Raw genomic sequence first — 17,484 nt, 5'->3', positions numbered from 1 at the left:
AATCCTCTTCGAGACCTTTAGCGGTCCCTTTTCAGCCTTCGGGCGCGCATCTTGTCCGAAAACCGTTTCACACTTTTCGGGATGCGCTCCAACAGAGGCTAGATTTCTGAATTGCCATATAAGTAGTCCTTCCCACCGTTGGAAGGTCAAGCGCTTTTTTGAAAGCGGAATTGCGGCAGCGTTTTTTCTGGAGTTTCCGGGTCAGACCGGCAGGCGGTTATGGGCTGCGGGCATGGCAAGACCATTGCCGTTATTGCTCTGGATGAAGGCATGCACATCGCTGGCTGGCATCGGGCGTCCGGTCAGATAGCCCTGCACTTCGCCGAAACGTTCGGTTCTCAGGCGTTCCAGCTGCTGCGCTGTTTCCACGCCCTCGGCGGTGGTGACGATATTGAAGCCGGCGCCAAGTGTCGCCACCGCCTGGATGATGGCGAGATCGCGCGTATCCGCTTCGATGCCGGACACAAAGCTGCGGTCGATCTTGATCTTGTCGAACGGAAAGGAGCGCAGATAGCTGAGCGAGGAATAGCCAGTGCCGAAATCGTCCATAGCAATGCGGGCGCCCAGACGGCGCAACTCGAACAGCAATTCGATATTGTGCTTGCTGTTGGAGAGAAACACCGATTCCGTGATTTCAAGTTCCAGCCGGTTCGGCGACAGGCGGGCCGCATCCAGCGCATCGGTGACAGAGCGCAGAAGCGAGGTCTGGCTGAACTGGACCGGCGACAGATTGACCGAGACCTTGATATCTTCCGGCCAGGAAACCGCCTCGCGGCAGGCAGCCAGCAGCACCCAATCGCCAATCGGGCCGATCAATCCGGTTTCCTCGGCAAGCGGAATGAATTCCGCAGGCGATACCATGCCGCGTTCGGGATGACGCCAGCGGATCAGCGCTTCGAAGCCGGAAATCAGTCCGCTCTCCAGATTGAAGATCGGCTGGTAATGCAGTTCGAACTGTTCGGACAGCAAGGCTTGACGCAGCTCGCTCGTCATGATGTGGCGCTTTTCGGCGGCCAGACGCAGCGAATGCTGGTAGAAATGGAATGTGCGCCTGCCGCCTGATTTCGACGCATTGAGCGCCAGATCGGCATTGCGCATCAGCACGTCGGAATTGTCGCCATGCAGCGGCGCCTGCGCGATGCCCATGCTGCAGGTGACGAATTCGGAATTGTCACCCAGCCGGAACGGTTCCTGAAAGGCCGAAAGCACCCGGTCTGCAAACATGGCGATCTGGCCGACGGTGCCACTGCGATAGATGACGGCAAATTCGTCGCCACCAAGCCGCGCGATGAACTGGTCGGACGTGGTGATCTGGCGCAAACGCTCGGCAACCTGTTGCAAAAGCTGGTCGCCCGCCTGATGGCCGATATTGTCGTTGATGCTCTTGAAGTGATCGATATCGATACAAAACAGTGCAAAAGGCTCCGCATCGCCGCGCTTTTTCAGCAGTTCCTCCACATGATGGGAGAAAGCGGCGCGGTTGGGCAGGCGCGTCAGACTGTCATGCATGGCGATATGGGCCATGCGTTCCTCGATTTCGCGCCGTTCGGTGACATCTTCGATCAGGCCGATCAGATAACGCGGCGTGCCGCCCTCAACCGGCGGAATGGAACTCTTGATGACACGCAGAATGCGCTGCGTTCCGTCGTCATGTTGGGACTTATATTCGACGCTGAGCGCCTCGCCCTTGCTCATCACCTGACGATCCTGCTGCGCATATTGGCGGCGTTCCAGATCCGACATCAGTTGCGCATCGGTAAAGCCGACAACCGCATCGACCGCCTTGCCGCTCGCCCGCGACGCCGCCTGATTATAGAGGACATAGCGGCCATCATCCTGCATGTCCTTGATGAACACGCCGAGGGGCAGATTGCTGACGAGGCTGTCGAGCAGCGACTGGGCATGGATCGCCTGCCGGTTGGCCTTGGCCAGTTCGGTCCGGTCCTGCACGATGGCGAGGATCGCTTCCCTGCCATCGAACTGCACCTCACGTCCATAGGTCAGTACTTCGATGATTTCGCCATCGGCGCGCCGGTGCTGCCAGCGCTCCGGGCGCTCCAGATCGCTGCGATCCCGGACAGCGCTCAGCATGCGCTCGCGCTCGGTATGCGGACGAATATCCAGGACAGTCATGCCGGGCAGCTCATCGGGCGTGTAGCCGTAAAGCGCATAGGCGGCATCATTCATGATGATGAAGCCCAATGTTTGCGGATCATAGACCCACATCGGCGTCGGATGGGTGGTGAACAGAATACGGAAATCCTGCTGGGGCGTGCTCGCCATGGAGCTTCCCGCCTGTACCGGACCGGCTTTCCGCTTCGCCATTCTTATTCCCCTCGCCCAAGCCGACACATGCCGTCGTTTTAATTAGCCAACAAAACCTCTCACTGGAACATCATATTCCGCATGTGTTCATGAGACAGGCTCACAAACAAACAAGCGGGGACCGCCACCCAGACACACTTCCCCGCAACTAGATTACGACCAATGGTTTTAACAAACCATATATGAAAAATAGGCTCATATAAGTTTTTTCTGATGATGGCGTTTTCATCGCGCCGAGTCACAGTGCAAGACACGGGACAACACTGTTTCCCGACCAGCGAAGACATTGCTTGACCACTCAAAACTTCCGGCCTATGCCTATGGACGCAAAATTCGTTGGGGTGCCTCAAAAGAGGCTGAGAGGCGCGTTCTCGCGTTAACCCATTGAACCTGATCCGGGTAATACCTGCGTAGGGAACGGAGTTTGACGCGTCGCGGACGGGGTTCATTCCCCACAGGAGCTTACGCTCCATAAAGGTTCATGGCGTCTCATCTTTCCGTTCGGAATGAGAGACGACACGATGAACCAGAAACATAGTTTCTCCCGAAGCAAAACCAACAATGGCCAGATGCGTTCTGTGCCCATCTGTGTAACCATTGCCGGTTCCGACAGCGGTGGCGGCGCTGGCATTCAGGCCGACCTCAAGACATTTTCCGCACTTGGCGTTTATGGCGCAAGCGTCATTGCGGCTGTGACCGTGCAGAACACCTGCACGGTAAGCGCGGTGCACGATATCCCGCCCGCTATCGTCGCAGGGCAGATCGACGCTGTTTTCAGCGATCTCGATGTTGCGGCAGTGAAGATCGGCATGGTTTCCGTGCCTGAAACCATCGACGCTATCGCGCGCGGCCTTGCGCATTTTTCCGGTCCCGTCGTTGTCGATCCGGTGATGGTGGCAAAGTCGGGCGACCGGCTTTTGAGCGAAAACGCCATTGCGCTTTTGCGCCAGAAACTGGTGCCGCTGGCCACGCTTTTGACGCCCAACCGGCCAGAAGCGGCTTGCCTGCTCGGCTGCGGTCTGGCGCTCGACGATGCGGACGCCGAGGAACAAGGACGCGCCTTGCTCGAATTCGGCGCGAAAGCCGTTTTGATGAAAGGCGGCCATGCGGAAGGCGAAACATGCGTCGATCTGCTGGTGCGCCCCGATCAGCCGACGCTGCGGGTTGAAGCACCGCGTATCTTGACCGGTAACACCCATGGCACAGGCTGCACGCTCTCCTCGGCCATAGCCGCAGAGCTTGCCAAAAACCTGCCGCTGGAGAAAGCCGTTCTGAACGCACATACCTATCTGCAAGGGGCAATCCGCGCCGCCGACACATTGAAGATCGGACACGGCCACGGGCCGGTGCATCATTTCCATGACCTCTGGACAATCCGGGTGGAGGAGATTGCGTGATGCGCGTCACCATCATCGGAGCGGGTGTCGCCGGTCTTGCCACCGCCGCAGAGTTCACCGATCAGGGCCATGCCGTCACAGTGATTGCCCGCAGCCCGCAGATCGGTTCCGATTGCTGTTCGTGGTTGGCAGGCGGCATGCTGGCGCCATGGTGCGAGGGCGAAAGCGCCGAAGAGCCTGTGGTGCGGCTTGGTCAGGAATCCATCGGCTGGTGGGAAAAACATGTTTCCGGCGTCAAACGCGAAGGCACACTGGTTCTGTCGCACAACCGCGATGCCAGCGAGTTGCGCCGTTTCGCCCGCCGGACGGAAGCCTTCGACACAATCGATCATGAACGCATCAATGCACTGGAACCTGATCTGGCCGAGCGTTTCCGGCAGGGCCTGTTCTTCGCGCGCGAAGGGCATCTCGATCCGCGCAAGACACTCGTTGAGCTGGCCGGAAACCTGCAACGAAAGGGTGTCGTCTTTCACCTCAATACGGACGCAGATGAAGCGAAGATCGACGCGGATATCGTGGTGGATGCACGCGGCCTCAGCGCCCGTGACGCCCTTCCCGATCTGCGCGGTGTGAAGGGGGAAATGCTGGTTGTCCGCTCGCGTGACATCAACCTTTCGCGGCCTGTGCGCCTGCTGCATCCGCGCATTCCGCTCTACATCGTGCCGCGCGGCGACGGTGTGCACATGATCGGCGCGACGATGATCGAAAGCGATCAGCGCAGTGGCATCAGCGTGCGCTCGACATTGGAGCTTTTGAGCGCTGCTTACGCCCTCCATCCGGCCTTCGGCGAAGCGGAGATTCTCGAAACCGGCGTCGATGCGCGCCCCGCCTTTCCCGACAATCTGCCCCGCGTAAGGCGACGCGGCAAAACCATCTATGTCAACGGGCTTTACCGCCACGGCTTCCTGCTCTCGCCGGCGATAGCGCGGATGGCGGTTGCGAGCGCGACCACGCCCGAAACCAAGCCCGAATTTGTGGAGGACTATGCATGACGATCGTGCTGAACGGTGAAGTCATCACCACGGCAGCAGCCAATCTGGCGGCGCTGCTCGCCGAAATCGAACTGGACGAAGCGGTGGTCGCAACCGCGCTGAATGGTGAATTCGTGGCCAGCGATGAGCGCGCAACCGCGACCCTGTCGCCTGGCGACCGCATCGAAGTTCTGGCCCCGATGCAGGGAGGCTGAGATGCTCGAATTCTACGGAAAAACGTTTGAAAGCCGCCTGCTGCTTGGCACGGCGCAATATCCATCGCCCGCTATTCTTGCCGATGGGGTGCGCGCCTCGCGGGCCGGGATCGTCACCGTGTCGCTGCGTCGTGAAAGCGGTGAGGCACGGGCCGGACAGGACTTCTGGGCGCTGATCCGCGAACTGGGCGTGGCCGTTCTGCCCAATACGGCAGGCTGCCACACGCCGCGTGAAGCGGTGACCACGGCCAAGATGGCGCGCGAAATCTTCGGCACCAACTGGATCAAGCTGGAGGTGATCGGCGACCACGACACATTGCAGCCCGACCCGTTCGGCTTGGTGGAAGCCGCGCGCATTCTCTGCGACGATGGCTTTGAGGTCTTTCCCTATATGAATGACGATCTCGTCGTCGCGGAAAAGCTGATCGAGGCTGGCTGCAAGGTGCTGATGCCCTGGGGCGCGCCCATCGGCTCGGGCCGTGGCCTCAACAACCCCTATGCGCTGAAGACCATGCGGGCGCATTTCCCCGATATTCCGCTGGTGGTCGATGCTGGCATCGGCGTGCCGTCCCACGCGGCGGCGGCGATGGAGCTGGGCTATGACGCCGTGCTCATCAACACCGCTGTAGCCAAGGCTGGCGATCCCGTCGCCATGGCGCGCGGTTTCGCGCTAGCGGTTGAAGCCGGGCGGCTCGCTTTCGAGGCAGACGCCATCGAAGCGCGAGACATGGCCGCGCCATCCACCCCTCTTCTCGGAAAGGCATTTTTGTAATGGCCCTCGATCCGTTCTATCCGATCTTCGACAGCGCCAAATGGCTTGAGCGCATGGTGCCGCTCGGCGTCAAGCTGGTGCAACTGCGCGTCAAGGACAAGACCGAGGCGGAGCTGCGCAGTGAAATCCGCGCCGCACGAGAAATCTGCCTTGCCCATGACTGTCAGCTGATCGTCAACGACTACTGGAAGCTGGCGCTGGAGGAAGGCTGCGACTTCATCCATCTCGGACAGGAAGATCTTGACGATGCCGATCTCGACGCCATTCGCGCCGGTGGTTTGAAACTGGGTGTTTCGAGCCATGATGAGGCCGAACTCGACCGCGCTTTGTCGGTAAAGCCTGACTATATCGCGCTTGGCCCCATCTACCCGACCATTTTGAAAAAGATGAAATGGCGCGAACAGGGCCTGCCCCGTCTTGGCCAATGGAAGGCGCGCATTGGCGACATTCCGCTGGTGGGCATCGGCGGCATGAGCGTCGAGCGCGCGCCGGGCGTTTTCGATGCGGGCGCCGATATCGTGTCCGTCGTCACCGACATCACCCTGAATGCCGACCCCGAAAGCCGCCTGCGCCAGTGGATCGAAACCACGCGCGCTTATGCTGACCATGCTCTGGAGCAGACATTATGAAAAAGACCGTCTTCGCCGCCCTGTTCGGCCTCGCTTTCACGGCTGCCACTTCGGCTCATGCTGACGACAAGCTGAAGCTCATTCTCGACTGGTATGTGAACCCCGATCACGGCCCGATCATCGTTGCCGACAAGCTCGGCTATTTCAAGGATGCCGGGCTGGACGTGGAAATCGTCGCGCCTGCCGACGCGTCGACGCCCACCAAAATGGTGGCGGCAGGACAGGCCGATCTTGCCATTTCCTATCAGCAGCAGGTGCATCTTCAGGTGCATGAAGGCCTTCCGCTGATCCGCGTCGGGACACTGATCGACTCGCCGCTCAACTGCCTGATGACCCGCGATGACGGATCGGTGAATGCCATTGCCAATCTCAAGGGCAAGAAGATCGGCTATTCGGTCGCCGGAACCGAAGAAACCTTGCTTGGCACCATTCTCGGCCAGCATGGCGTCAAACTCTCCGACGTTGAACTCATCAATGTGAATTTCTCGCTGGCGCCTTCACTGATGTCGAAGCAGGTCGATGCGGTGATGGGGGCCTATCGCAATGTCGAGCTGAACCAGATGGCTGTCGAAGGCGTGCCCGGCAAATGCTTTTTCGTCGAGGAAGAAGGCGTGCCGGTTTATGACGAGCTGGTCTATGTCGCTGCTTCCGACAAACTGGATGCAGCGGAAAAGGGTAAGATTTCGCGCTTCCTCGCAGCCACCGAAAAGGCAGCGCAATATATCGTCAATCACCCGGAAAAGGGCTTTGAGCTGTTTTCATCCTACAGCACCGAACTCAACGACGAGCTGAACCAGCGCGCCTGGAAAGACACCGTAGCGCGCTTTTCCCGCGCGCCTGCAAGCCTCGATTATGGTCGCTGGCAGCGTTACGAGGCCTATCTCAAGGAGAACAATCTGATTCCTTCCATCCTGCCGGTCGAGAAATTCGCCATCGACGTCAACGCCGAAGGGAGCAAGTCATGAGCCAGCCACAGCCGCATTATTCATCCGAACTGTTCACGCGGCTTCGCGCCGCGACCCTTGCCGACTGGAAGCCCTATATCGAGCATGAATTCGTGCGGGGAATGGGCGACGGCACGCTGCCGAAAGCCGCCTTCCTGCATTATCTGCGTCAGGATTATGTCTATCTGCACCACTATGCCCGCGCTTTTGCGCTCGGCGTGGTCAAGGCCAACACATTGCAGGAAACCCGGCTCTGCGCCGATATCATGCACGGCCTTGCCCATATGGAACTGCCGCTGCATGTCAGCATCTGCGCCCGCGAGGGGATCAGCGAAGACGAGCTTTACGCGACCAAGGAAGAGCCGGAAAACCTTGCTTATACGCGCTATGTGCTCGACTGCGGGCAGGCCGGCGACTTCCTCGATCTTCTCACCGCGCTTGTGCCCTGCGCGCATGGCTATGGTGAAATCGGCCTCAACCTCGCCGTGACCGCCCTGCCCGGCACACCCTATCAGGAGTGGATCGACACCTATGCGGGGCCTGAATATCAGGACATGTGCCACACGGTCGGCAAGCTGTTCGATCAGGCCGCCAAAGACCGCATCGGCGACGACTTCGAGAAAAGCCCGCGTTGGCCAAGGCTCTGCCAGATTTTTGCAACCGCAAGCAGGCTCGAAGCCGATTTCTGGTCGATGGGGTTGAAAGCAGTTTCAGGAAAAGTGGGAACCGGTTTTCCGTCCGAAACTGCGTCAGCAAAATGATGAAGGCGGCTTAGTTGGACGCCACGATTTCGACTCGTTCCCGCACAAGGCGCATCGCCGACGGCTTGCTGTCGGCGGCGGTGGCGCTGGCCATCTGGCAAGCGGTGGTGAGCATCGGCCAGATGCCGCGCTTCATCCTGCCCGGCCCGCTCGAAGTGGTGCAGGCGCTGATCGGCAATGCCGGGCTGATTGCTGAGAACGCCGCCGCCACCATCGGCGAAGTGCTGGGCGGCCTTGTCCTCGGCAGTGCGGTCGGCATCGCCACCGCGATCTGCCTGATGATGTCGCCGCTGGCGCAGCGGCTTGTCATGCCCGCCATGGTATTCAGTCAGGCGATCCCGATCTTCGCACTCGCCCCGATTTTAACCTTGTGGCTCGGCTACGGTCCCGCATCGAAGATTGCGGTCACGGTGCTGATGATCTTCTTCCCCATCGTTTCGACCTTCTTCGACGGCATGCGGCGCACCGAAACGAGCCTGATCGACGCGGCGGAAATTCTGGGGGCCGGACGCATGGCGATCCTGTTTCGCATCCGCATCCCGTCCGCCTTTCCATCGCTGGCGTCGGGCCTCAGTCTTGCCGCCGTCTATGCGCCCATCGGCGCGGTGGTGGGCGAATGGGTCGGCGCATCGAAAGGTCTCGGCTATCTGATGCTGCTCGCCAATGGTCGCGCCAAGGGGGATCTGATGTTCGCCTGCCTGTTTGTACTGGCGGCTTTCACCATGCTGCTGCATGGCACGGTATCGCATTTCGCCCGCAAGTTGGCCGCATGGCCTAAAAAAGCCGCATAAAAAACCGGCGGGGAAACCGCCGGTTTTCGCATTCTCTCAGACCGCTAAAGCTTTTGTTTTTACGCATGTCTTTATCCCGAAACCGGTTCCCACTTTCGGGAGACATGCTTTATCAGGCCAGCGTATAGGCCGTCTTGACCGTCGTGTAGAACTCGGCGGCATAGCGGCCCTGCTCCCGCGGACCGTAGCTCGAACCCTTGCGCCCGCCGAATGGCACGTGGAAATCGACGCCGGCGGTGGGCAGATTGACCATCACCATGCCCGCTTCCGAATTGCGCTTGAAATGGGTCGCATATTTCAGGCTCGTCGTGCAGATGCCCGACGACAGACCGAAGTTCGTATCGTTGGCGGTGGCAAGCGCTTCTTCATAATCCTTGACGCGGATAACCGAAGCGACCGGGCCAAAGATTTCCTCGCGGCTGATGCGCATCTGGTTGGTAGCCTCGGTGAAGAGTGCTGGCTGGAGATAGAAGCCCGGCGTTTCGCGGTTGAGGCGTTCGCCGCCAAAGGCAAGCTTCGCGCCTTCCTTGCGGCCGATCTCGATATAATCCATGTCCTGCTGAAGCTGGCTTTCATCCACGACCGGGCCGATATGCGTGCTCTGCTTCAGGGCATTATCGACCACGACGCCCTTCAGCCTTTCGATGGCGGCGGCAATGAACTTGTCGTGGATGCCTTCCGTCACGATGATGCGCGAGGATGCCGTGCAGCGCTGGCCGGTCGAGAAGAAGGCTGAATTGACGACGGATTCCACCGCGACATTGAGATCGGCATCATCCAGAACAACGACCGGGTTCTTGCCGCCCATTTCCAGCTGGAAACGGCGGTTATGCTCGATGGAGGCGGCAGCAACGCGCTTGCCCGTGCCGGTCGAGCCGGTGAAGGTCACGGCCTGAACATCGGCGCTGTCCAGAATGGTCTGACCGACAACCGAGCCCTTGCCCATGACGAGGTTGAGAACGCCCTTCGGCAGTCCGGCGCGGTGCAGGATATCGACAATCGCCCAAGAGCAGCCCGGCACGAGGTCGGCTGGCTTGAAGACGATGGTGTTGCCATAGCAGAGCGCGGGCGCAATCTTCCAGGTCGGAATGGCGATCGGAAAATTCCATGGCGTGATGATGCCGACGACGCCGACCGGTTCACGGGTGACTTCAACGCCGATGCCCGGACGCGCCGAAGGCAGCGTTTCACCGGCAAGGCGCAAGGCTTCGCCTGCGAAGAAATCGAAAATCTGGCTGGCGCGGATGGTCTCACCAATGCCTTCGGCCAGCGTCTTACCCTCTTCGCGCGACAGGAGACGGCCAAGCTCGTCCTTGCGCGCCAGAATTTCGTCGGCAGCCTTACGCAAAATTGCGTGGCGCTCCAGAATGCCGGAACGCGACCAGGCCGGGAAAGCGGCCTTTGCAGCGGCAATCGCAGCCTTGGTGTCATCGGCGGTGGCGCGGGCATAGGTGCCCACTACATCGTTGGTGTCGGACGGATTGATATTGGCAATGCCGTCGCCGCCAACCCACTCGCCAGCGATCAGATTCTGATGAATTGTCATGTAACTCTCCCGTGAATTCCCGATATCGGCCGTGCGGCACTGATATATCTGACCTTCATTCGCGCAGCGAACAGGCGAATGCAAGGGCGCAAGCGCTTGTAACAGAAAAATTGAAAAGTATTACTTTTAAAATTCAGAAATTCGAAAACTTGCAAAATTGCCACACCCCGCCCCTTGCAGACCAGAAATTGCATTTTGGGCCTTGGCAAATGGGTTTGCTCATTTATTGTGCAACCATCTGAAACACTGGCAGGAGGTATGAGATGCGTGTCCATTACCCGTTCCCAATGGTGCCCAGTGTTTTCGCGGGCGCTTCTAACCGCTAGGTCCGCGGCCCACCCGGCAGGCTGACCTGTCCGCTCCTTCGGAGCATCTTTCCAAACCATCGCTGTTCGCGGCTCCTCCGGGTGCCGATCGTTTTGTTTTTCTCAATCAAGGGCCAGTTTCTGCGCGCGAGCACAGGCTGGTAATATGGATATGACTCGGTTTCGTCTCGATTTCCGGGGGCCTGCGTTCCGCAATGTCCTCGGCTACACTTTCAGCCATTGGCGAAGTCAGCCCTTGCGGCTGGCGCTGATGATAATCGGCATGCTGCTTGCAACAGCCGCAGATGTCTTGACCCCGCTCTATTCCGGACGGCTGGTGGATGCGCTTTCGCTAAGCGGCGACAGCGCCTGGAACAGTGCAATCGAAGCACTGGTGATCTTGCTTGCACTCGGCGCGCTGGCGCTGATCACCCGCCAGCTGACCTTCTATGTCATCACCGACTTTACCTTGAAGATCATGAGCGACATGGCGGCAAGTTCGTTCCACAAGTTGCAGCGGTTCTCGACCGACTGGCACGCCAATGCCTTTGCCGGATCGACGGTGCGCAAGGTTTCGCGTGCCATGTGGGCGCTCGATCTGCTCAATGACACGCTGATCATCGCCTTGCTACCATCCTTGCTGATGCTGCTTGGCTCCGTTGCGTTGCTGTCGTGGTATTGGCCGTTGATGGGCTTGCTGGTTGCAATCGGCTCTGTGCTATTCATCGTCTGCACGATTGTGATTTCGCTCGGCTTCGTTGCGCCTGCCGCAACATTGGCCAATAGCTGGGACACGCGCATGGGCGGCTCGCTGGCCGATGCCATCTCCTGCAACGCTGTCGTGAAGGCATTCGGCGCGGAAAGCCGCGAAGATCTTCGTCTCTCGAAGGTCGTTACCAAGTGGCGCAGTCGCACGCGCCGCACGTGGCTGATCGGCACACTGAACGGCTTCATCCAGGGCGCGAACCTTTTGGTTATGCGCGGCGTTGTTATTGCCTTTGCGCTCTATCTGTGGAGCCAGGGCAAGGCCACTGCAGGCGATATCACCTTCGTTCTGACGGCATTCTTCATGCTACAGGGCTATCTGCGCGATGTCGGCATGCATATCCGCAATCTGCAACGGTCGGTCAACGACATGGAGGAACTGGTCGAGATCGAAGCACAGCCCTATGGCATTGCCGACAGGTCTGGCGCGCCCGCCATCAGGATCGGCGCGGGCGAGATCACCTTCGATCACGTCACCTTCCATTATGGCAACCATGAAGCCGCGCTTTACCGCGACTTCTCGGTCAAGATCGATGCGGGCGAGCGGGTTGGCCTTGTCGGCCATTCCGGCTCCGGCAAGACCACTTTCGTCAAGCTGATACAGCGGCTTTACGACGTTAATGACGGCGCCATCCGCATTGACGGGCAGAACATTGCCGACGTGACGCAGGCGTCGCTGCGCTCGCAGATCGCCATCGTGCAGCAGGAGCCGATCCTGTTTCACCGCACGCTGGCGGAAAACATCGCCTATGCCCGCCCCGGCGCGACGCAAAGTCAGATCGAGGAAGCGGCACGCCTTGCCAGCGCGCATGACTTCATCATGCGGCTGCCGAAGGGCTATGCGACACTGGTGGGTGAGCGCGGCGTAAAATTGTCGGGCGGCGAACGCCAGCGCGTGGCCATCGCCCGGGCGTTTCTCGCCAATGCGCCGGTTCTGATCCTCGACGAGGCAACGTCCAGCCTCGATTCGGAATCGGAAGTGCTAATCCAGCAGGCGATGGAACGCCTGATGGTCGGGCGCACCACGCTTGTCATCGCGCACCGGCTTTCGACGGTGCGCGCACTCGACCGGCTGCTGGTCTTCGACAAGGGTCGCATCATCGAGGAAGGCGACCACGACGCGTTGATCCGGAAGCCGGGCGGCATCTATCGCCGCCTGTTCGAACGGCAGGCGCTGGAACTGACCAAGGGGCTTGAGGACGTCATTTAAACGACGATTATCGTCAGCACTTGAAGAATAGGGCCGGAAGCAATTCCGGCCCTATTTTTATTGGGCTTTTTCCATTCATTGTGCGTTCAGATCACGTCCGGTATCACCCGCCGCTCAACCGTGGCTTGACATTTCCATGACAGAAATGTGACACGAAATTTCTCACAGGAAGAAATGGTAGCGAGTAAGGCATGTCTGGAGTAGTGGAAAACGCGGGCGAACGTCGCTGGAGCGATGCTGCCATTTTCGGCGCTTCGCATGTTTCCTGGCCTGTGCGTGTTGCCTGGGTTGCTCTTGCTTCCATTGTTCTGTCCGTTCTTCTGGTTTTCTCCGTTGAATGGATTTTTCGCGGTTCTTTTGCCGAAACGATTGCGTTTTTCCGCACGCCGCACAAGCCTGCATGGACGACGGTTGCCTTCTTCGTTGTGGTGCTGACCGCCAGCGACGCGATTTTCGGGCGCATCCATTACGGGCTTTTCGTGGTGGGGCCGCTGGCGCTGATCGCCGCCGCCACTGCGCGGGAGAAAAGCCTTTATCTCGGCGACCCGCTTTATCCGAGCGATTTTCTCTATGCCCGCCAGATCGTCGATCTGCTGCCGCTTCTGGTGCGTGAACGCCCGTGGAGCGCTGTCGGCATCGCCCTTCTCCTGCTTGCCAGCGCAGCACTTTTGATTGCCGCGAGCCTTTTCTGGTGGCGTCGTTTCGACCGCATTCCGTGGAAAGGCCGCGTGCTTCGTCTGGCCTTCGCGCTGCCGCTGCTGGCGTGGTTCGCCTTCATTTCCGATTATTCCAGCTTTTCGCTGGCGCGTGACCGCCTGCGCGTTCTGCCCATCATGTGGGATCAGAAGGAAAATTACGCGCATAATGGTTTCACCATGGCCTTCATCCTGAATGTGCCGATGGCAACCGTGTTTGCGCCGGAAGGCTATTCGCCGGAAGCAATTGCCTCGATCGAGCCGCCCGCGCAGCTCATTCCCGCAGCACTTGAAACCGGCAAACCCGACGTCATCATGATCATGAGCGAGTCCTTCTGGGACCCGACCCGCCTGCCGGGCGTGGCGTTCAGTGCTGATCCGATCCCGACCGTGCGCGCTGAACAATCCGGCCATGTGTTCTCGCCGGAATTTGGCGGCATGACCGCCAATGTCGAGTTCGAAGCGCTGACCGGTTTTTCCAAGGCATTCCTGCCTTCCGGCAGCATTCCCTATCAGCAATATGTCCGGCGTCCGCTGCCTTCGCTCGCGAGCTTCTTCAAGGAACAGGGCTATGCAACCCGGGCTATCCACCCCTATCGCCAGTGGTTCTGGAACCGCGGTCCCGTCTATGAAAATATGGGCTTTGACAAGTTCATGTCCGAAGAAAACATGCCACCGCTGGAAAAGCGCGGCATGCTCGCCTCGGACGACGCGCTGACCAGCGAGATCATTCGCGAGGCGGATGCGCAGGAAGATCCGTTCTTCTTCTTTGCTGTTTCGCTGCAAGGCCACGGTCCCTATGAGGCCAACCGCTATCCGGATTCGAAGCTCGACGTGCAGGCCGATGCCAGCGACGCTGTGCGCCAGTCGATCCGCACCTATTCACAAGGCGCGATGGATGCCGACGCCAGCCTCGCACGTCTGATGGACTGGGCGTCAAAGCGCGAACGCGAGACCATTCTTGTATTCTTCGGCGATCACCTGCCGCCACTCGGGCCCGTCTATACGGAAACCGGCTTCATGCAGGAACGTGTTGCAAGCCGCATCGCGCCTGCTCGCGACATGCTTCTCCAGCATGAAACGCCGCTGGTGCTGTGGTCGAACAAGCGCGGCGCGGAACGCGGTACGGGCACGATCAGCCCGGCATTCCTGCCGATGCAGATACTCGAAATGGTCGGGATGCAGCATCCCTATTACACCGGTTTCCTGCGCCAGCTGCATGACCAGTATCGCGTCGTCGATGCGCATGCCGTGTTCGATAGCGGTGAAAATGCCGATGAAGGCTGGCAACAGCGCCCGCCTTTTGCGCCCCTGCTGCGCGATTACCAGATGCTGCAATATGACATGATCTTCGGCAGCAGTTACGCGCGAGACCGGTTTTTCCCCGTGCCATCCCAAAGCTGAGAGCTATACGGGGGCCTTGCCGGCTGACTGACGAATGATCAGCTTGTAATCGATCTTCCGGGCAGGCGAAATCTGGCCATTTTCGATATGGTTCAACAGCATATCCGCCGCCCCGCGCGCCATTTCGAAAATCGGCTGGCGCACGGTGGTGATCTGCGGCGATACCATGCTGGCAATCGAACTGTCGTCGAAACCGACCACGGTAATATCGCCCGGAACAGACAGTTTGTGGTCATGCGCCATCTGCACCACGGCTGCCGCCATATCATCATTGGACGCGAAGATCGCCGTTGGACGATTTTCGAGTGACAGAAGCTTCTTTCCGGCGACCAAACCGCTGGCGAAACTGAACCCGCCCTGCGCCTCATAATCCGGATTGCGCTCGATCCCCGCCGCGTCCAGCGCCTTCCGGTATCCGGCAAGCCGCAATTCGGCGGAGCGGTGGGTCGGGTCGCCGATGATGATGGCGATCTTCCGATGACCGAGTTTCAGAAGATAGTTCACCAAATCGACGGCTGCGGCCTCGTCATCGATTGAAATACTGTCGGTTGGATGTACGTTGACATCGCCCGCCACGCGCGCAAAGGGCATGGCCGAAGCGGAAAGTTCCTGCAAAATTTCCGGATCGTCCGACATGGGCGGCGTCACGATGATGCCGTCGAGGCCCGATGCATGGGCGGTTTCTATCAGTGCACCGCGAATATCGGCGCGGTTCTCGACCGGAAAAATCAGCAGGCGATAGCGCGTGCCGCGCAGGCGTTCCAGCGCGCCCATCTGCAATTCGGCGACATAGCTGGAACTGGGATTTTCGAAGAAAAGGCCGATCAGATGCGAGCGGCGCTCCACCAGATTGCGTGCCGCCGCATTGGGCCGATAGCGCAGCTCCTGCCCCACTTCGCGCACCTTTTCGCGGATCGCCTCGCGCACATTCGGTTCGTCGTTATAAACGCGTGAAACGGTCTTGATCGACACGCCCGCCAGACGCGCCACATCGTGTATCGTCGCTCTTTTACCCGTTGCGGCCATGTAGAATCGACTTCCTCCCCGAAGAGCCTATGTAAATAGCTTGTTCGCCGGATAACGAAAAGGCCAAAGCTTTCAGGGAACGGAACATATGCGGGATCGCGTGAGAAAACGCACCTCCCGCCCGTTATCGAGCGAGAACATGCCCCCGCGCCCCGGTACGACATCGATGATGAGTTCGGTGTGCTTCCAGACTTCATATTGCGGGCCGCTGATATAGACCGGCGCGCCACCAATCTCGCCCAGCTTCACATCCGTATCGCCAATGACGAATTCGCCCTGCGGATAGCACATTGGCGAAGAACCATCGCAGCAGCCGCCCGACTGATGGAACATGATCGGCCCATATTCAGCCTGCAATTCACGAATAAGCTTGAGAGCGTCGGGGGTGGCGCTGACTTGCCCCTTGCCGTTGTCCTGCTCGCCCCTTTGCGGGTTTTCTTGCAACATTTTCTCCTCCCTCGCATGCAAGCGGGCGAAACAGGTCCGCCCGCTCGGAACTTACAGAGCCTATCCTGCACGCTTTATTGCGTCAGATCCATCACGACACGGCCTTCAATATTGCCCTTGCGCATGTCATCGAAGATGGAGTTGATATCTTCCAGTTTCTCGGTGCGGATGGTTGCCTTGACCTTGCCGTCGGCGGCGAAGTCGAGCGATTCCTGAAGATCAAGGCGAGTGCCGACGATGGACCCGCGCACGGTGACGCCGTTCAGCACCATGTTGAAAATCGACAGCGGAAAATCGCCCGGCGGCAGGCCGTTCAGCGATACCGTGCCACCGCGCGCCACCATGCCGAGCGCCTGTTCAAAGGCGATCGGCGAAACTGCCGTCACCAGTACGCCTTGCGCGCCGCCATCGGTTTCCTTCTTGATATAAGCTGCCGGGTCCTTGTTCGTCTTGGCATTGACCGTCACCGTCGCACCAAGCTTGCGGGCAAGGTCGAGTTTCTTGTCGTCGATATCGACGGCCGCAACATTCATCCCCATGGCCTTGGCATATTGCACCGCCATATGGCCAAGACCGCCGACACCGGAAATCACCACCCAGTCGCCCGGTTTGGTGTCGGTCACCTTGAGGCCCTTATAGACGGTGACACCAGCACAAAGCACCGGGGCGATCTCGTTGAAATCGATATTTTTTGGCAAATGGCCGACGAAATTCGGATCGGCCACCACATATTGCCCAAAGCCGCCATTGACCGAATAGCCGGTATTGAGCTGTTCCTCGCAGAGTGTTTCCCAGCCGCCGAGACAGTGGCGGCAATGACCGCAGGCCGTGTAAAGCCATGGAACGCCAACGCGGTCGCCTTCCTTCACGTGCTTGACGCCAGCCCCCACGCCCGACACGAAACCAACGCCTTCATGACCCGGGATAAATGGTGGATTGGGCTTCACCGGCCAGTCGCCTTCGGCGGCATGAAGATCGGTATGGCAGACGCCGGAAGCCTGAATGGCAACCTGAATCTGACCCGGTCCCGGCTCAGGTATCGGCACTTCGTCGATTGTCAACGGCTTGCCAAATTCTCGTACCACTGCCGCTTTCATTGTCTTGGCCATAAAGTCTCTCCTTCGTTATCGAATTGAGTTTCTTTCAAGCTGTTCCCCGAGACGGGACGGAAGAAATGTAGTCGGAAATATGGTGCACCCTGTTGCCGCGTCCAGCCAGCCGCGTGACACTTATGGGCCGAAAGGGTCGCCCGGGCATTTTCGCCCAGGCCCCTTCGACAGT

Annotated in this window: 15 protein-coding genes and 1 riboswitch; of the genes, 10 read left to right on the top strand and 5 right to left on the bottom strand. The window is 59.2% G+C overall.

Annotated features, from left to right (window positions below; genetic code table 11):
- Positions 1 to 201: 201 nt before the first annotated feature.
- Positions 202 to 2,325 (bottom strand): putative bifunctional diguanylate cyclase/phosphodiesterase, encoded by a 2,124-nt coding sequence (locus ABWW11_RS02625; protein WP_244597150.1) that lies wholly within the window; start codon positions 2,323 to 2,325, stop codon positions 202 to 204.
- A 327-nt stretch (positions 2,326 to 2,652) separates the two neighbouring features.
- Positions 2,653 to 2,759, top strand: a riboswitch (TPP riboswitch).
- Between the two features lie 87 nt (positions 2,760 to 2,846).
- On the opposite strand from ABWW11_RS02625, the gene thiD reads away from it, so the two are divergent.
- The 8 genes from thiD to ABWW11_RS02585 are packed head-to-tail and all read left to right on the top strand — an operon-like array spanning position 2,847 to position 8,805.
- Positions 2,847 to 3,722 carry a bifunctional hydroxymethylpyrimidine kinase/phosphomethylpyrimidine kinase gene (thiD, locus tag ABWW11_RS02620; RefSeq protein WP_109368228.1) on the top strand — a complete coding sequence of 292 codons (876 nt, stop codon included), beginning with the start codon at positions 2,847 to 2,849 and terminating at the stop codon, positions 3,720 to 3,722.
- On the top strand, positions 3,722 to 4,714 hold the full coding sequence (gene thiO, locus ABWW11_RS02615) for a glycine oxidase ThiO (RefSeq protein ID WP_109368227.1): 993 nt from the start codon (positions 3,722 to 3,724) through the stop codon (positions 4,712 to 4,714). The genes thiD and thiO overlap by 1 nt, the downstream gene beginning before the upstream one ends.
- Complete coding sequence (thiS, locus tag ABWW11_RS02610; RefSeq protein ID WP_109368226.1) at positions 4,711 to 4,908, top strand: sulfur carrier protein ThiS; 198 nt, start codon at positions 4,711 to 4,713, stop codon at positions 4,906 to 4,908. The genes thiO and thiS overlap by 4 nt, the downstream gene beginning before the upstream one ends.
- Before the next feature lies 1 nt (position 4,909).
- Entirely contained in the window at positions 4,910 to 5,680 is a 771-nt protein-coding gene (locus ABWW11_RS02605; protein WP_109368225.1) for a thiazole synthase, read from the top strand.
- On the top strand, positions 5,680 to 6,309 hold the full coding sequence (locus ABWW11_RS02600; RefSeq protein ID WP_109368224.1) for a thiamine phosphate synthase: 630 nt from the start codon (positions 5,680 to 5,682) through the stop codon (positions 6,307 to 6,309). Before ABWW11_RS02605 ends, ABWW11_RS02600 begins: the two co-directional genes overlap by 1 nt.
- Positions 6,306 to 7,274, top strand: coding sequence for an ABC transporter substrate-binding protein (locus ABWW11_RS02595; protein WP_109368223.1), 969 nt, complete (start codon positions 6,306 to 6,308; stop codon positions 7,272 to 7,274). Before ABWW11_RS02600 ends, ABWW11_RS02595 begins: the two co-directional genes overlap by 4 nt.
- Complete coding sequence (gene tenA / locus ABWW11_RS02590; RefSeq protein WP_109368222.1) at positions 7,271 to 8,014, top strand: thiaminase II; 744 nt, start codon at positions 7,271 to 7,273, stop codon at positions 8,012 to 8,014. Before ABWW11_RS02595 ends, tenA begins: the two co-directional genes overlap by 4 nt.
- A gap of 14 nt (positions 8,015 to 8,028) precedes the next feature.
- Positions 8,029 to 8,805 carry an ABC transporter permease gene (locus ABWW11_RS02585; RefSeq protein WP_109368221.1) on the top strand — a complete coding sequence of 259 codons (777 nt, stop codon included), beginning with the start codon at positions 8,029 to 8,031 and terminating at the stop codon, positions 8,803 to 8,805.
- A 112-nt stretch (positions 8,806 to 8,917) separates the two neighbouring features.
- Here ABWW11_RS02585 and ABWW11_RS02580 read toward each other — a convergent pair whose 3' ends face one another.
- A complete protein-coding gene (locus ABWW11_RS02580) occupies positions 8,918 to 10,351 on the bottom strand; it encodes an aldehyde dehydrogenase family protein (RefSeq protein ID WP_109368220.1) in 1,434 nt (477 codons plus the stop codon).
- A gap of 477 nt (positions 10,352 to 10,828) precedes the next feature.
- On the opposite strand from ABWW11_RS02580, the gene ABWW11_RS02575 reads away from it, so the two are divergent.
- A complete protein-coding gene (locus tag ABWW11_RS02575; RefSeq protein ID WP_109370150.1) occupies positions 10,829 to 12,631 on the top strand; it encodes an ABC transporter ATP-binding protein in 1,803 nt (600 codons plus the stop codon).
- A 191-nt stretch (positions 12,632 to 12,822) separates the two neighbouring features.
- Complete coding sequence (locus ABWW11_RS02570) at positions 12,823 to 14,730, top strand: LTA synthase family protein (RefSeq protein WP_124915166.1); 1,908 nt, start codon at positions 12,823 to 12,825, stop codon at positions 14,728 to 14,730.
- Between the two features lie 3 nt (positions 14,731 to 14,733).
- Here the strand turns inward: ABWW11_RS02570 and ABWW11_RS02565 are convergent, their stop codons facing one another.
- From ABWW11_RS02565 to adhP, 3 genes are all read right to left on the bottom strand, one after another.
- Positions 14,734 to 15,756 carry a LacI family DNA-binding transcriptional regulator gene (locus tag ABWW11_RS02565; protein WP_109368217.1) on the bottom strand — a complete coding sequence of 341 codons (1,023 nt, stop codon included), beginning with the start codon at positions 15,754 to 15,756 and terminating at the stop codon, positions 14,734 to 14,736.
- Between the two features lie 72 nt (positions 15,757 to 15,828).
- Positions 15,829 to 16,203 (bottom strand): DUF779 domain-containing protein, encoded by a 375-nt coding sequence (locus ABWW11_RS02560; RefSeq protein ID WP_109368216.1) that lies wholly within the window; start codon positions 16,201 to 16,203, stop codon positions 15,829 to 15,831.
- Between the two features lie 74 nt (positions 16,204 to 16,277).
- Positions 16,278 to 17,312, bottom strand: coding sequence for an alcohol dehydrogenase AdhP (gene adhP, locus ABWW11_RS02555; RefSeq protein ID WP_109368215.1), 1,035 nt, complete (start codon positions 17,310 to 17,312; stop codon positions 16,278 to 16,280).
- Positions 17,313 to 17,484: the final 172 nt, after the last annotated feature.

This window comes from Brucella sp. NBRC 113783, assembly GCF_040372265.1.
In the GTDB taxonomy this organism is placed as follows: Bacteria; Pseudomonadota; Alphaproteobacteria; order Rhizobiales; family Rhizobiaceae; genus Brucella; species Brucella teleogrylli.
This window is presented reverse-complemented; position numbering and strand designations above follow the sequence as displayed.

What these genes read in the sequence shown, in the direction of transcription:
- thiO (WP_109368227.1), top strand. Translation starts at nt 3,722, where the DNA reads ATGCGCGTCACCATCATCGGAGCGGGTGTCGCCGGTCTTGCCACCGCC.
- ABWW11_RS02625 (WP_244597150.1), bottom strand. Translation starts at nt 2,325, where the DNA reads ATGGCGAAGCGGAAAGCCGGTCCGGTACAGGCGGGAAGCTCCATGGCG.
- ABWW11_RS02605 (WP_109368225.1), top strand. Translation starts at nt 4,910, where the DNA reads ATGCTCGAATTCTACGGAAAAACGTTTGAAAGCCGCCTGCTGCTTGGC.
- ABWW11_RS02570 (WP_124915166.1), top strand. Translation starts at nt 12,823, where the DNA reads ATGTCTGGAGTAGTGGAAAACGCGGGCGAACGTCGCTGGAGCGATGCT.
- tenA (WP_109368222.1), top strand. Translation starts at nt 7,271, where the DNA reads ATGAGCCAGCCACAGCCGCATTATTCATCCGAACTGTTCACGCGGCTT.
- adhP (WP_109368215.1), bottom strand. Translation starts at nt 17,312, where the DNA reads ATGGCCAAGACAATGAAAGCGGCAGTGGTACGAGAATTTGGCAAGCCG.
- thiS (WP_109368226.1), top strand. Translation starts at nt 4,711, where the DNA reads ATGACGATCGTGCTGAACGGTGAAGTCATCACCACGGCAGCAGCCAAT.
- ABWW11_RS02595 (WP_109368223.1), top strand. Translation starts at nt 6,306, where the DNA reads ATGAAAAAGACCGTCTTCGCCGCCCTGTTCGGCCTCGCTTTCACGGCT.
- ABWW11_RS02575 (WP_109370150.1), top strand. Translation starts at nt 10,829, where the DNA reads ATGACTCGGTTTCGTCTCGATTTCCGGGGGCCTGCGTTCCGCAATGTC.
- ABWW11_RS02580 (WP_109368220.1), bottom strand. Translation starts at nt 10,351, where the DNA reads ATGACAATTCATCAGAATCTGATCGCTGGCGAGTGGGTTGGCGGCGAC.
- ABWW11_RS02560 (WP_109368216.1), bottom strand. Translation starts at nt 16,203, where the DNA reads ATGTTGCAAGAAAACCCGCAAAGGGGCGAGCAGGACAACGGCAAGGGG.
- thiD (WP_109368228.1), top strand. Translation starts at nt 2,847, where the DNA reads ATGAACCAGAAACATAGTTTCTCCCGAAGCAAAACCAACAATGGCCAG.
- ABWW11_RS02565 (WP_109368217.1), bottom strand. Translation starts at nt 15,756, where the DNA reads ATGGCCGCAACGGGTAAAAGAGCGACGATACACGATGTGGCGCGTCTG.
- ABWW11_RS02600 (WP_109368224.1), top strand. Translation starts at nt 5,680, where the DNA reads ATGGCCCTCGATCCGTTCTATCCGATCTTCGACAGCGCCAAATGGCTT.